Origin of the sequence: Telmatocola sphagniphila (genome assembly GCF_018398935.1) — a bacterium.
Classification (GTDB): Bacteria; Planctomycetota; Planctomycetia; order Gemmatales; family Gemmataceae; genus Telmatocola; species Telmatocola sphagniphila.
The window spans coordinates 4,451,861-4,464,988 of the sequence record NZ_CP074694.1 but is presented as its reverse complement, the minus strand read 5'-3'; the positions used below and the strand labels follow the sequence as shown (position 1 = coordinate 4,464,988).

Genomic DNA, 13,128 nt, shown 5'->3' with positions numbered 1-13,128 from the left:
ATCGAAAACGACTCCGGTGTGAAAATCCCTGGAGAGCTTCGTCGAGTGTGATATCCGACTTCTCGGCGGAGATATTGGCGGCGAATTCCGGTTAGCAGCAGTGCCCAGTTAGAACAATTCCTCAATCGGCTTAAGGTTAAAGTCGGCCAGCGGAATCGGTCTTCCTTGCGGGCCCGGTAATTCTTTGTGCGGATCGAGCCCCAGTCCCTTGAAGATCGTGGCAGCGAACTCACCCGTAGTCACCGGACGAGTTTTCGGAGCATAGCCGAATTCGTCGGATTCGCCGATCACCTGACCGCCTTGGATTGGGCCGCCGCCGATGATCACCGTCCAGACGCCGGGGTGATGGTCGCGACCCCCAGCCGGGTTGATTTTCGGCGTACGGCCGAACTCGCCACAGGCCGTGACCATAGTTTTTTCCAGTAAGCCGCGCTCTTTCAAATCCTCCAGCAAGGCACTATAGGCCTGGTCGAAGTTGGGCGCTACGAGTTTCGACATTTCCTGAATATCCGTAAAGGGCTTCGAGCCGTGAATATCCCAGGTGATTTCATCGAAGACCGTTTCGAACATGTTAACCGTCACGAAGCGGACACCGGCCTCGATCAGTCGGCGCGCCATAAGGCAGCACTGTCCGAAGCGGGTACGGCCGTAACGGTCGCGAACCGCGGCCGGTTCTTTCTCGATAGCGAATGCTTCGCGAGCCCGGGGAGAACTCATCAGCTTGTAGGCTTGATGAAACGAATCATCCAGTTGTTTGGCGGCCGCGACATTTTCGAACCTTTGCATCTCTCCATCGATGGCGTCGCGCAATTTCTGGCGTCGTTCGGCCCGGATATCCGAAATGTAATCGGGGGGTAGTAGATCGGGAACTTTAAAGTTCGCAACGGAAGGATCGGCATTCAGGACGAAAGGATCGTAGCTTTTCCCCAGATAGCCGGCGTTTTGACCATGCGGTAAATTGCCGCCGGTTCGGCCCATCAAGCGCGGCAGAATCACGTGGGCGGGCAGTTCGCCTCGCCCGCCGCGCAGATAGCCCAGCGTGCACCCCATGTGAGGATGTTCGACGCCGCCGGTAAAGAGTCTTCCTGTTTGCATCATCTGATGACCGGTATCGTGAACCGCGGTCGCCGTGTGGAAGACGGAGCGAATCAGAGAGAATTTGTCGCCGTGCTTCGCCATCTTGGGAAAGATTTCGCTGATTTCGATACCCGGAGCGTTGGTCTTAATCGGTTTGAAGGGGCCACGCACTTCGGCCGGTGCGTTCGGCTTCAGATCCCAGGTATCGAGTTGACTGGGACCGCCGAGCAGAAACAGCATGATGCAATTGACGTCTTTGTCCGGAGTGCCTTGTGCCTGCTGGGCGCGAAGGTAAGCCGGTAGCGACAATCCCAGTGTCGCCAGCGTGCCTGCGTGAAGGAAATCCCGTCGGCGCACGGCACCGCATAGCGAGGCGGGACGTGGAGCATTAAGTCGAAGCATTGCATAGCCTTGGAAACGACTCGATTCGGATTCTGCTGCGAACCCCTACTTTATCCGATGCGGCCGCCGTTGTGCAAATCTAAAAAGCGCGAGGTATCATTTCCGTGCTTGGAAAGGTCGTCGTCACCAAACTTTTCGCGAATGGGTTCGATATCCCTAGTAGCCGAATCGTTCAGTAAGGGGTTGCGGGAAGCAGTCGAGAGTAGTCCTCATTGCTGAATCGTCAACCCTCAACCTTAACCACGTGAATACGGCCATAGTCTGGCCATTGACCCTTATTGGGGCCTGGCTGACCGATGACCGCACTTAAATACAGGGTATTTCCATCCGGGGTGAACTTGGCCCGGGTCACCCGAGACTTGGTATCCAGGGAGGCTTTCAGCTTGCCATCAGCGGCGAAAAGGGCGGTGGTCCAGGTACCCTGGGCTTGCCGGCCCGCCATCAGAAAAGAACCGTCCGGCGCGTGAGTCAGCGTTTCCATAAGACCGGCGCCGCCTTCGCCGTCACGGATCTGGGAGAGTTTCTGCGGTGTTTTTGCCAGCCAATCCCAACGCTGCCAGGTCATCTTGCCATTACCGGCCATGGGATCTCCCATCGGTCCCATGCCACAGGCCAATAGAGACTTACCATCGGGAGAGAACGCAAGACCATAGATGCCTCCACAGAAGTGCGGGCTCTTGATGATGCCCCAGCTCGTGAAGTCGGGAGAGTTGAACTTCACCGGCGGTGCTTTGCCTTCCAGGTCCCACACGGCCACATCCCCCATCATGTTGGCCGCCGCCAGATGACGGCCGTCCGGCGAGAAAGCAACGCTCAGTACCGGCGGCAGATAATCGAACGACTTCAGCAGTTCGCCGGTGAGAGTGTCAAACACCTTCACCGTCGGCTCCGGTGCCTGAGCCGGCTCGTATTTCTCGCCACCCGCGAGGTATTGCCCGGTCACCGTCGCAACGTGGCGACCGTCGGGAGACAGCGCCATTTGCCAGGACCAAAACCCATGAGCTTTCAACCGCCGCACGCACTGTTTGGATTCCACATCGTGCCATAACAGCCAGCCATCGTAACCGGCAGAGATCAGCGTCTTACCATTGGGCAGCAGCACGCAGCCGGAGGCAAAACTGGTATGACCACTGGCGAATGGCGTCGATTTTCCTGTGGCCGGGTCGCATTCAAAGAGTCGGCCATCCATGCACGCGGCATAGAGATGTTTCGCATCGGCTGCGACCGCGAGGCCCAGAACACCGGTGGGAAGCGACAGGTCTTTATTTTTCGTCAGTTTCATGCCAACACCTCCCGGATCGGTTCGGCCCGGTCTTCCACCCTATGGAAAGTCGGCATGTTTTTCAGATCGTACTCCGCGTGCGGGTCGATGCCGAGCGCGGTAAAAATTGTGGCGAAGAGATTCTGTTCGTTGAACGAACGGCCGGCGGGGTCAACACCATCGACATCCGTGCCGCCGACCACCACGCCCCTCTTAAGACCGCAACCGGTCATCATCATGCTCCAGGCGTTGGGATAATGATCCCGGCCTCGGGCGGCGTTGAGCCAAGGAGTGCGACCAAACTCTCCCATCGCCACCACCAGCGTGTGTTCGAGAAGACCGCGGTCCTTCAGATCCGTGATGAGGCAGTGCAGGATGCGGTCCAATTCCGGCACGAGCATCTGGTGAATCTCGTGCTGGAAGACGTGATTGTCCCAGGGCATGCCGTTGGCGACCATCACGAACGGAGCGCCCTGCTCAACGAGGTTGCGGGCCATCAGAGCGTGCAGTCCGAAAGTACCAGGGCCGTAGCGGGAACGGTCCTTTTCCGGCAGTTTAGCCACATCGAACAAGTCGGCACTCGCGCTCAGTCCATTCATCTTTTCGAACGCGGCATTCTGGGCGGCCGCCGTGCGGCTCTGTTTTTCGGTCTCGTATCGTTTGGCGAAATATCGTCGCAGGGCAAGGCGATCCTGATTATTGTCCACTGCGGAGTCGACCGCTCGATTCAGTTGGGTGAAGGTGCCACCGAGTCGAATGGGGGCATGTTCCGGCCCTAGCCAGCCCGCGAGATCGCTGGCCTTGTAAGCCTCGAATTCGTTTCCCTTGGGGTTCGGATCGAGAAGAATGAAGTTTGGCAATTTTGCGTCCAGCGTGCCGATGGCCGCCGAGATCGCCGCACCGAGAGTGGGACGGGTGAAGCCAGGCCTTTCTGGGTTGCCTCGGGTCAACAGGTTAATGGCCTGCAGATGCTCGGTCTGCTTGGTCCTCATGCACCGAATGATATTCAACTCATGAGCAATGTTGGCACAGCGCGGCATGAGAGAGGAAAACTGTACCCCCGGTAGACTGGTTGCGATACTTCCGAACGGCCCACCGGAAGGCCGTCCCGGTTTTGGGTCCCAAGTTTCAAATTGGCTGGGAGCCCCGCAGAGCCAGAGCAGGATGACATTCTTTTGAGCCTTCTTCGTTTTCTCGGCGAAGAGCGGATTCGTGAACAGCCCGGTGAAACTCGTTACAGCGGGTGTTGCGGCGAGGCCCTTCAAAAACAAACGGCGGTGAAGCCGATGGTCTTCGGGCGTGCAGGAACCGGGCGGCGGCGTTTTGTTCATCGGCTTTAATGGTTCGTAAGGAATTCGGGTCCAGCCACCAGTGCCCAGAGCAACTGGCCAGCGGCGGCCGACGGATTGGGGTTCTGTTTCAGAAACTCCAGGCTGTGAGCGAGTTCTTCTTTGTCCGGTTCCCGGATCAAGGCACGGCGAAACAGGGCTCGAACGCCGGCTTCGTCCGCAATGATCTTGGCCGGGCCGGATTTGAAGAGCGCCGCGACTCGTTCGCTATTCGACAGGAACATCGCCTGTTGAATTGTGGCCCGCGAAGTTCGAGGCATCACGTCGGGGAATCGTTCCACGACCGCCTTTCGCAAAGCTTCATCATCGGGCGTCTGACCTGCCGAGATCCGAGCAGAACGGGTAATCGCTTCGCCGGTCAGCGGCCGTTCCATTGCACAGGCGAACGCGTCCGGCGGTGGAGCGTTGTGACCCCCCATCGCCAGCTGATAACCGCGACTGAGCACGATGGCCCGCAGCAGCCGCCGTACGTCGTATTGGTGTTTTGCGAAATCCTCCGACAGCCAGTCGAGCAGTTCGGGATGACTTGGCGGATGTTTGGAGTTCATCTCATCCGGGGGATCGACGATACCCCGCCCCATCAGAAGTGCCCAGGTGTGATTAACAAAGGAGCGCGCCAGCAGGGGATTATCCCGGGTCGCCGCTTCAGCCAAGGCGGCTCGTCGTGAAAACTTGGGTACCTTCACCTTGGCCATCGGGTCGAGGTATAAACCGGATAAGTCGTCGTTTTCCGGCCGTGCTTCTGAGATCACTTTCCCCGTGAGCAACGTGATCGATGCGGGCTGCGATTCTTTCTTGAGATTCGTGAAATTCATGAATCCGCCGCTGGCCATCTCTCGCACCGCGCTGGGTCCGGCTTCGACATTTTTGCTACGATTGAAGGCCGCGACGAGGCCCCAGTAGTGTCCCTGCTTGATCTCGGCGGCCAGCGGGTGATCGTGACATTGGGCACAGTCGATGCGAGTGCCGTAAATGATCGGTGCTAGGGCTTCGGCGATCTGCTGGTGTTCGTTTTTGCGTTCGAAGAGGAACCAGACGGCCCCCTTGTCCTCAGGTCGCTCTGGCCGAGCGGTTATGAACCCGCGCACGACTTCATCCCAGGGGCGGTTCTGCTTGTAAGCGTTTTCGAGGTAGGTATACCAGCCGCTGTCGCGCCTCTGTTGCTCGCGACGGCCACCCTGCCGACCCATCAGCAGAACATCCCAGATTTCGCGAAAGTTACGGGCGGCCTCCGAACTGGCCATCAAGCGGTCGACCAGAATTGCTCGTTTGTTATCCGCTTGGTCTTTCTGAAATGCGGAAGTCTCCTCCGGTGTCGGGATTCGCCCAATGAGATCGAGGGAAACCCGTCGGAGAAAGGTCAGGTCGTCACAGAGCGGAGCCGGTGTGATTTTGCGTTCTTTCCAGCCCTCCGCCAGGAACGCATCAATCGCCGCGGAAGGCTCGGCGGGTACAACCAGCTTCACGACGCGGGCCTCTTTCACCGGCTTTGCGACCCATGCCCGGACTTTGGCAATTTCCGCATCACTCAGCTGCTTCTTGGGTGGCATGTGTGGATCTGAATTTTTCGCCAGCACTTGGAAGAGTTTGCTTTCTTCGGGGTTGCCCGCTTTCACAATCGCGCCATTCTCACTCCCTTTCCAGAGTCCCGCCGCGGTATCGAGTCGCAGGCCCGCTTTGTCTTCCAGCGGGCCGTGACACTTCACGCAGTGCAAATCCAGTATTGCTTGCACCTCGACGGTCGGGGCTGGTCCATCGCTGGCTGTGGCAATCGAAACGTGCAACGCCGTAATGGAGAGGATGGCGATAAAACCGGACAGCGGCTTAAGTAAGATTTCCATGTTCACGACAAATTGCTGCCCGAAACGGCACTGGCGGGTGGATCTATTAATCTTTAAGCATCTGGGAGTGCGTGTCAATTGATTTCGGGGGATTTTAGGCCCTGGCCTTGCGGTATCCGGCTCAGAGGAGGATCGATTCTCACCCGATTAAGCTGGAACGTAAGTTAACTTAATTACGTCCTCGCCCATGCGGTCCGTGGAGATCAAACGAAGTGGTGGCCGTGGACCGTCAAAGAAAGGCTTACCGCGACCCAGCACGAAAGGATGGAAGTAGAGGCGATACTCGTCGATTAGCCCAAGATCGGTTAGGCTTCGGGCCAGGTCTGGTCCGGAAACGGTAATTTCCCCCACGAGCCGAGCCTTCAAGTCCCGTATCAGCGGTTCGAGGTCGTTCTCGACAAGAGTGGCATTGGGACCGACGGACTTTAGTGAGCGCGACACGACCCACTTCGGTAGGCGTCGCCACGCCGTCGCGAATTCCTGTTGTTCCGCATTCCACTCCGGACGGTCTTCGTCCCAATAGCGCATGATTTCGTACATGCGCCGACCATAAACACTGCCGGTCAGGGCGCGCACGTGTTCGATCCAGTGACGAAAAAGGGCAGGGCCTGTCCGCATTTCCAGGTGGTCAACGTAGCCATCCAGGGACTGGTTCATTCCAAAGACGAGTTTTGCCATCGTAAAAATTTCCACCCCCAGCCGAGTTCCCAACCTTCATTATCTCGTCGTAAGGCGGAACCGGAAATCGACAAATCATAAAAAAACAACGATCTGAACGAGTGAGCTCCAGGGCTGGGTTATTGCAACCCGCCGACAATCCATTCCAGGTTGCCGATGAACTTCTGCCAAGCCGTAATTCGCCCCCTGGTAAGCCTGCTCCTGATCCGGCCGGAAGCCAGTTGGCTCCATTCGCGTGTGAGTCCCTGCGCTACTCGAGGTGAGAGTCCAGGTGACGACACTCTTCAGACCGTAAGCCGCCGAGGTGTAAGAAAGCGCTTTGTTCGGTTCGAATGACAGGACTTGAAAGTCTACCGCGCCCCCTGTCTGCGCTAAGCTTGAAACGATGCTCCGCGACCAGCCCGCCTACTTTTTCTTTTCCGCAGCAGGAACGAGCTTCAGTTCCACTAGCCATGCCAGCGACTGAGTTTGCCAGGCGTCCCACATCGGCCCCTTGTAACCGTTGAGTCCGTGGCCTCCGGAAGCCAACTCCAAATACTTGGCAGGAACCTTATGTGCGAGTAGAGCCTCGTAGAACATTTTGCTATTCTCGGGCACCACCACTCCGTCGTCCTTCGCATGCGCCAGAAACGCGGGCGGCGTCTTATCACTGACCTGCGTCTCGTTCGAAAATAGCTTAATCAATTTGTCGTCGGGATGATTTCCGAGCAAGTTGGTCCGGGTGCCGCCGTGACCCTTCTCCCCCAGTGTCACGACGGGGTAAACCAAGATCATGAAGTCTGGACGACAGCTCAATTTTTCAATGGGATCTTCAGACTTCGGGTTGCCCTCGTCGAAGTGCGTCCCCGCCGTCGATGCGAGGTGGCCGCCGGCCGAAAAGCCGATAATACCGACTTTCGCGGGATCGATTCCCCAGGACTTGGCGTTCGCCCGGACAGTTCGAATCGCCCTCTGGGCGTCCAGGAGCGGCACATAGGATCGACCTTTGGGTAATCGATATTCCAGCACAATCCCGGTGATGCCGTGGGTATTCAACCAGGTGGCGATTCCGTGACCTTCTGCTCCGGTGACCAGTCCCCCGTAGCCACCTCCGGGGCAGATGACGACCGCCGTGCCGTTGGCTTTTACGGGTCTGTGAAGGGTGATCCAAGTCTCGGCCTTTTCGAAGGTTCCATCGCCGATTGGAGCGTGCATATTCCAGAGCTTAAAACGCTCGGGTTCGCTCTTCTTGGACTCTTCGGCTTGAACCTTCAGCGCCCCAACCCACATAACACCGATCAGGATCAGTAACTGCGTGGCCTTCATATTTTTCTCCGTTTTTATTTCGCTATCCGAGCATCCCGAATCGTTATCCGATTCAGCGTTGGAGTTGAAAAACTATCCTGCCAATCGCTATAGCCCTCGAATCGGAGTATAGTCGGCCATTTGAAGCAATTCGCGGCTAGCGCCTCGGGTGATGCGGAGTTTGCCCGTGTCGAAAAGGGTATGCATGATCGTCCCAATCAGGTTTGGGATTCGAACCGGATCGCTATTCGGTTCACCGCCGTTTGAGTTGGATTGTCCAATGACCTGTCCCATGTTCAAGCCACCCCCTGCCAGCAGAAGTGGGCCGAGGTTGCCCCAGTGGTCTCTGCCTCCATCTTTATTAATCCGCGGTGAACGTCCCATCTCTCCGCAGGCCACCAGCAGAACCTTGTCTTCGAGTCCCCGCTGGCGAAGGTCTTCTAAGAAAGTACTCAACGCATGATCCAGCGGCGGACCCATATAGCTCATCCCCTCGACCATCGGGGCATTATTCACATCGGAATGCATGTCCCACACAAAGTTGGTGGTTACCGTCACGAACCCGGCTCCTCGTTCGACCATCCGGCGCGCGAGCAGGAGGAGTTTCCCCAGGGTCCGGGCGTTATCGGCGTAATGCTTGTGATTGTTCCATTTCTTGTTAATCTTTTCGACCTGGAGCAGTTTGTTCGTGTCGTAAAGATTTACGATCTTTGGATCTTCTTTTGCGAGGTCGAACGCATCCCCCACGCCGCTGAGCAGGACCGAGAAAGCTTGCTGTCTGGCCGTATCGACATTCTCCACTTCGCTTTCCATTCGCCGCTTCAACTGATCGAATCCAGCGAGGAGCGAACGGCGATCATCGAGCCGGTCGAGAGGCAAATTCAATTTCATGTCTTTGTTCAGCGTTCCGTCCCCATCGGGTTGGAACGGAGCACACGATCCACTGAACGGCCCAGTGGAGGCGAACTTTCCGAATGCCGCTTGTCCCGGTCCGGAATTGGGATCCACGGACCGCGGAAACAAAAGAACGTTATTTGGCATGCCATTCGAGGGATTGTTGGCACCTGCCATGGAGGCAAATGCGGAGCCAAGATTCGCACCGAATCCCTCCTTAGCAACAATCGGCTTGATGTCGTGGTTGGCATCGCCGGGAACGAAAGATCTCACGATGGCCAGCCGGTTCGCCATCTTTGCCAGCTTGGGGAAGGAGCCGCCGAAGGTAATTCCCGGGATGTTGGTTTTCACTTCCCCGGTCGCGCTGCGGATTTCCACGGGGGCGTTTGGCTTCGGGTCAAATGTCTCGAACTGACTGGGGCCGCCGTGCAGAAAGAGGAAGATCACGGCTTTATCCGTGACGGCTTTTCCGGAATCTGATCGCGACTCTCCGGCGAGGCAGGCGCTAGGGAAGATAGGATGCAGGGATAGGCCGCTTAGATTAAGGCCGCCGACTTGGAGAAAGGCTCGTCGATCCATCCGTGAAAAATCACCAATTTTCAGCATGGAGAGCACCCAAATCGCGATAAGAATTCTTTGCACGAGTTCTGCGGTGGGAGCAGGCAGAGTTCGAGGTAGGACTGTCAGTATAACACGACGAGGATCGGTTGGCTATAGCATGCAGTTCGCTGAAGCGCGAGTCGTAGAGCCGACTGCTGGAATTATGCTCCGATGGAGAGCTTCTTTGCCAGCCTGAAGAAGGAGTCGTGCCATCGAGTGAAATCCGAAACCCAGGACGAAGCTAAAAGAAGCATCTTCGAATACATCGAAGTGTTCTACAATCGGATCAGAAGGCTTTCGAGTCTGGGATACGTTTCCCCGGACGAGTATGAAAGGGCAGGCAAAAAAGCTTAACTCCGTGTCCGCGCAAAATGGGGTGGATCAAATCCCCCAGTAAATATTCTTTCGAAATGAATTCCAACATTAGGACAGTTTCGTCTCTTGATTCTGAATGGGTAACCTTTCACTTCCCTGAACTGGTCTTGCGCGAGGGGTTGCAATTTGCTATCACTCCGTCATGGCTTCTGCGATTCCAACATCAACGGAAACTCCCGTTCTCGATCCCACTTTCCTGGCGTCGTTCCGAAGCGGAAAGCTGACTTCGGAACAAGCTCGGGAGTTCGTTCATCGAGATCCCCTGGAATTGCAGTTTCTGTTACTTCAGCTGAGCGTCGCGGTCGCTGCAGGCACGATACCTCTGGGGCCAAACACTCCCTCGGGATCCATCGCTCCCTACTTAAAGCCGAATGCGAATCCCAAGAAAAAGAAGGGAAAAGCCGGCCCCAAGCCTGGACACGACGGTCATTATCGCCCAATTCCCACCCGCATCGATAAACGCCAGACCCACCAACTGGAGGTCTGTCCCTGCTGCCAGGGAGCTCTGCAACGCACCGACCGCAAACGCCTAAGGATCATCGAAGATATTCCCGACGATTTGCACGCTCAGACAACCGAACACACGATTCACCGCGACTGGTGTCCCAAGTGCAAAAAGCAGGTCGAACCGGTTGTTCCCGACGCTCTGCCAGGCTGTCAGCTGGGCCATCGAACTACGGTCCTGTCGGCCTGGCTGCACTACGGACTGGGTACCACGACGAGTCAGATCCTGGAGGTCTTCAACGGCCACCTTCAGATGAAACTCAGCGTGGGCGGCTTGACCGAAATCTGGCACCGTCTGGCCGAGGTACTCGAACCCTGGTACGAGCAGATTCACCGCGAATGTCTTTTGGCCGGCGTCCTGCACGCTGATGAGACCGGCTGGCGAACCGAAGGAGTGACGTCCTGGCTGTGGTGTTTTGCGCGGGACGATGCGACCTATTATCGGATTCACCCCAAGCGGGGTCACGAGGCCTTGAAGGTCTTCTTCACGGAAGCCTTCCAGGGCGTTCTGGTCAGCGACTTCTGGAAAGTGTACGACATCGTGACCCAGAAGCGTCAGAAGTGTTGGCCTCACTTGTTGCGGGATCTGACGGCGGTCGATGAAGGCTCTGAAAGCGGCGAGGATTGGCCAGAATTCTGCAAGAAACTGTGGCGGATTTACGCCGATGCCGTGCGTTTGGAGGCGGGTATCGAAGAGTTGCAACAGGAGAGCTACGACAGCCGATTGCTGCGGCTTAAGACGCGGATCACCGATTTGGCGGTGCGACCGTGGACGAACCGCCACGCCCGGAGATTGGCCAAGCGTTTGTTCGATTACGGCGACGATCTATTAACGTTTCTGGAAATAGAGGGAGTGCCCAAGAGCAACAATAAGGGGGAGCGAGAAATCCGACCGGGCGTGATGATGCGGAAAGTCAGTTTCGGCAGTTACAGCCAGCAGGGGGCTCGGACGCGAAGCATTCTGATGAGCATTTATCGAACCCTGAAGCTGCGGGACCCGGATCCTTTAAAGGAGACCGAATCGGCCCTCCGCACCTACACGCTTACAGGGAAACTACCTGCTCTACCCGTGAAGCTCAGTTCAGGAGAGTGAAAGATTACCTTGATTTCATTCACAGTCACTATTGAACTTTTTATCGCTGGCGTGCGGGGCTGGGAAAGTGGGCTACAGCGGCGGCTGCATGACACAAAGCCCACGGCAAACTGATCTTACGACTGCGGAGAGAATCTCGTTCTGTTCAACGCGAACGCCGCCGTTCCAGTGAAATGGAACGGCGGCGTTCGGGTAAGAGGTTACGTTTTTCTGTACGCAGTTTTCGGGAAAGCGTAGAATCTCACAAGTGCAATGGGGGGAAATGCCAATGAAGGCGGGACACAATGACCCCTGTCTGTACGGCAGCGGCAAGAAATTCAAGAAATGTTGTATTTCCAAGGATCAATCGACTGTGAGCTCCTACCAGGAAATCTATGATCATGAGCAAGAAAGCAACATCGACACTGGAGAATTTGCGGTTGGCAATCCATGGAGTGACTGCTCCATTTTCATGCAAAGGAACTTGCATTCCGAAAAATCCCATCGCTTTTATGTTTCGGGATAAGACCCGGTTTGAAGTCGCTCGCGCGAAAAGTACATTCGAGCAGAAGAATGAATTAAAGCCGTTGCTCGACCACTGCGAGCCGGCGCCTTTTGGCGACGGCAAAAAGACCCGCTACGATCGCATGGTGCGCGATGCGCTTCAACTCAAGGCCGAGAAGGGCGGATTTTCCATCGAAGGCTTCGACCCCGAATCCGCCGGCATTTTGAAGAAGATCCAACGAGAACTCGTTCCACACGATCCTAATCTCATTTCAGCGGAACTTTACTCCGTAAATGTTTATAGCTCTGGCGGACACTTCGCGCCTCACAAAGATACACCGCGCGGCAACGATATGTTTGGCACGCTGGTTGTGTGTTTGCCGTCGAATTTTTCGAACGGCAAATTGGTTTTGAGGCACCGGGGAGTCGTGCAGAAGTACGACTGGGGATCTGCCATCGAAAAGCAAAAGAAGCCGAATCAACTTCATTGGGCCGCGTTCTTCGGCGATGTGGATCATCAGATCGAAAGAATTTGGAGCGGTGCACGCGTCACATTGACCTATTTGCTAAGACGCGGAGAAAGCGGTGTGCCGGTACACGATGTGGCTGGCGAGGATCTCGCGCCGCGCATTCAAGAAGCGTGGCAGGCCTTGCTGGCCGACGAGAGTTTCCTTCCTAATGGCGGAATTCTCGGTTATCCCTGTTGCCATCTCTACCACCAGGACGCACGCTTTCAGAGCAAACAGAGCTCCATCGATCAGCAGCCTTCAACCGCGCTCAAAGGACGCGATTATTTGGTGGCGGCGACATCGCTCCAGGCCGGATTGAAAGTCAGCTTCAACCCATACATGTTCGAAAGCTGCGTCGATGAAACCTGGCAACTCGATCGCTTTCCGACGAGCAAAGAGAAATCGAAACTGGGCTGGCAGGTGGCTGCGTCCGACCTCGAAAGCGCTTTGCCGATTCGAGGAAGTTCCGAAACGAAAGGCGGTTTTGGCGTCACTTGGATTGAGCCTCCTCCCTCCTCGGACAGTTCAACACGGCAATCCCAAGATAACGGCGATCCGGAACTTCCAGCGGCTGGACACCTTCATACCTGCGATTATTGCGCTTGGGGATATTTTGGAAATGAGAGTTCCGAAGTCGATCTCTACACCTATGCGGCATTGCACATCGAGATCCCGAAGTTCGGCAAGGGCCTTCGCGCACCGGCCATACCGCCGACAGACGCAAAACGTAAGCGGTCCACCCGTAAACTCAACTTAAAGCAAAAGTGATTCGCCGCGC

At 56.2% G+C, this 13,128-nt stretch carries 9 protein-coding genes and 1 pseudogene; 3 read left to right on the top strand and 7 right to left on the bottom strand.

From position 1 onward, the window contains the following. Positions 1 to 108: 108 nt before the first annotated feature. From KIH39_RS17850 to KIH39_RS17815, 7 genes are all read right to left on the bottom strand, one after another. Positions 109 to 1,479, bottom strand: coding sequence for a DUF1501 domain-containing protein (locus tag KIH39_RS17850; RefSeq protein WP_213494589.1), 1,371 nt, complete (start codon positions 1,477 to 1,479; stop codon positions 109 to 111). A 223-nt stretch (positions 1,480 to 1,702) separates the two neighbouring features. Continuing rightward, positions 1,703 to 2,761, bottom strand: coding sequence for a WD40 repeat domain-containing protein (locus KIH39_RS17845; RefSeq protein ID WP_213494588.1), 1,059 nt, complete (start codon positions 2,759 to 2,761; stop codon positions 1,703 to 1,705). Further along, on the bottom strand, positions 2,758 to 4,071 hold the full coding sequence (locus tag KIH39_RS17840) for a DUF1501 domain-containing protein (RefSeq protein ID WP_213494587.1): 1,314 nt from the start codon (positions 4,069 to 4,071) through the stop codon (positions 2,758 to 2,760). The genes KIH39_RS17845 and KIH39_RS17840 overlap by 4 nt, the downstream gene beginning before the upstream one ends. Positions 4,072 to 4,076: 5 nt before the next feature. Beyond that, positions 4,077 to 5,930 carry a DUF1549 domain-containing protein gene (locus KIH39_RS17835; protein ID WP_246539714.1) on the bottom strand — a complete coding sequence of 618 codons (1,854 nt, stop codon included), beginning with the start codon at positions 5,928 to 5,930 and terminating at the stop codon, positions 4,077 to 4,079. 147 nt (positions 5,931 to 6,077) lie between these two features. Continuing rightward, positions 6,078 to 6,608: a dihydrofolate reductase family protein gene (locus KIH39_RS17830; protein WP_213494585.1), complete on the bottom strand. Its 531-nt coding sequence runs from the start codon at positions 6,606 to 6,608 to the stop codon at positions 6,078 to 6,080. A gap of 405 nt (positions 6,609 to 7,013) precedes the next feature. Continuing rightward, positions 7,014 to 7,913 carry an alpha/beta hydrolase gene (locus KIH39_RS17820; protein WP_246539329.1) on the bottom strand — a complete coding sequence of 300 codons (900 nt, stop codon included), beginning with the start codon at positions 7,911 to 7,913 and terminating at the stop codon, positions 7,014 to 7,016. Positions 7,914 to 8,000: 87 nt separating this feature from the next. Beyond that, positions 8,001 to 9,392: a DUF1501 domain-containing protein gene (locus KIH39_RS17815; RefSeq protein ID WP_213494584.1), complete on the bottom strand. Its 1,392-nt coding sequence runs from the start codon at positions 9,390 to 9,392 to the stop codon at positions 8,001 to 8,003. A 126-nt stretch (positions 9,393 to 9,518) separates the two neighbouring features. On the opposite strand from KIH39_RS17815, the pseudogene KIH39_RS27220 reads away from it, so the two are divergent. From KIH39_RS27220 to KIH39_RS17800, 3 genes and pseudogenes are all read left to right on the top strand, one after another. Further along, positions 9,519 to 9,740, top strand: a pseudogene (locus KIH39_RS27220) (IS3 family transposase); the annotation flags it as partial. A 163-nt stretch (positions 9,741 to 9,903) separates the two neighbouring features. Beyond that, complete coding sequence (tnpC, locus tag KIH39_RS17805) at positions 9,904 to 11,358, top strand: IS66 family transposase (protein ID WP_213494582.1); 1,455 nt, start codon at positions 9,904 to 9,906, stop codon at positions 11,356 to 11,358. A 380-nt stretch (positions 11,359 to 11,738) separates the two neighbouring features. Then, positions 11,739 to 13,118, top strand: a complete 1,380-nt coding sequence (locus KIH39_RS17800; protein ID WP_213494581.1) for a 2OG-Fe(II) oxygenase family protein — start codon at positions 11,739 to 11,741, stop codon at positions 13,116 to 13,118. Positions 13,119 to 13,128 lie beyond the last annotated feature (10 nt).

What these genes read in the sequence shown, in the direction of transcription:
- tnpC (WP_213494582.1), top strand. Translation starts at nt 9,904, where the DNA reads ATGGCTTCTGCGATTCCAACATCAACGGAAACTCCCGTTCTCGATCCC.
- KIH39_RS17835 (WP_246539714.1), bottom strand. Translation starts at nt 5,930, where the DNA reads ATGGAAATCTTACTTAAGCCGCTGTCCGGTTTTATCGCCATCCTCTCC.
- KIH39_RS17830 (WP_213494585.1), bottom strand. Translation starts at nt 6,608, where the DNA reads ATGGCAAAACTCGTCTTTGGAATGAACCAGTCCCTGGATGGCTACGTT.
- KIH39_RS17820 (WP_246539329.1), bottom strand. Translation starts at nt 7,913, where the DNA reads ATGAAGGCCACGCAGTTACTGATCCTGATCGGTGTTATGTGGGTTGGG.
- KIH39_RS17800 (WP_213494581.1), top strand. Translation starts at nt 11,739, where the DNA reads ATGAGCAAGAAAGCAACATCGACACTGGAGAATTTGCGGTTGGCAATC.
- KIH39_RS17840 (WP_213494587.1), bottom strand. Translation starts at nt 4,071, where the DNA reads ATGAACAAAACGCCGCCGCCCGGTTCCTGCACGCCCGAAGACCATCGG.
- KIH39_RS17850 (WP_213494589.1), bottom strand. Translation starts at nt 1,479, where the DNA reads ATGCTTCGACTTAATGCTCCACGTCCCGCCTCGCTATGCGGTGCCGTG.
- KIH39_RS17815 (WP_213494584.1), bottom strand. Translation starts at nt 9,392, where the DNA reads ATGCTGAAAATTGGTGATTTTTCACGGATGGATCGACGAGCCTTTCTC.
- KIH39_RS17845 (WP_213494588.1), bottom strand. Translation starts at nt 2,761, where the DNA reads ATGAAACTGACGAAAAATAAAGACCTGTCGCTTCCCACCGGTGTTCTG.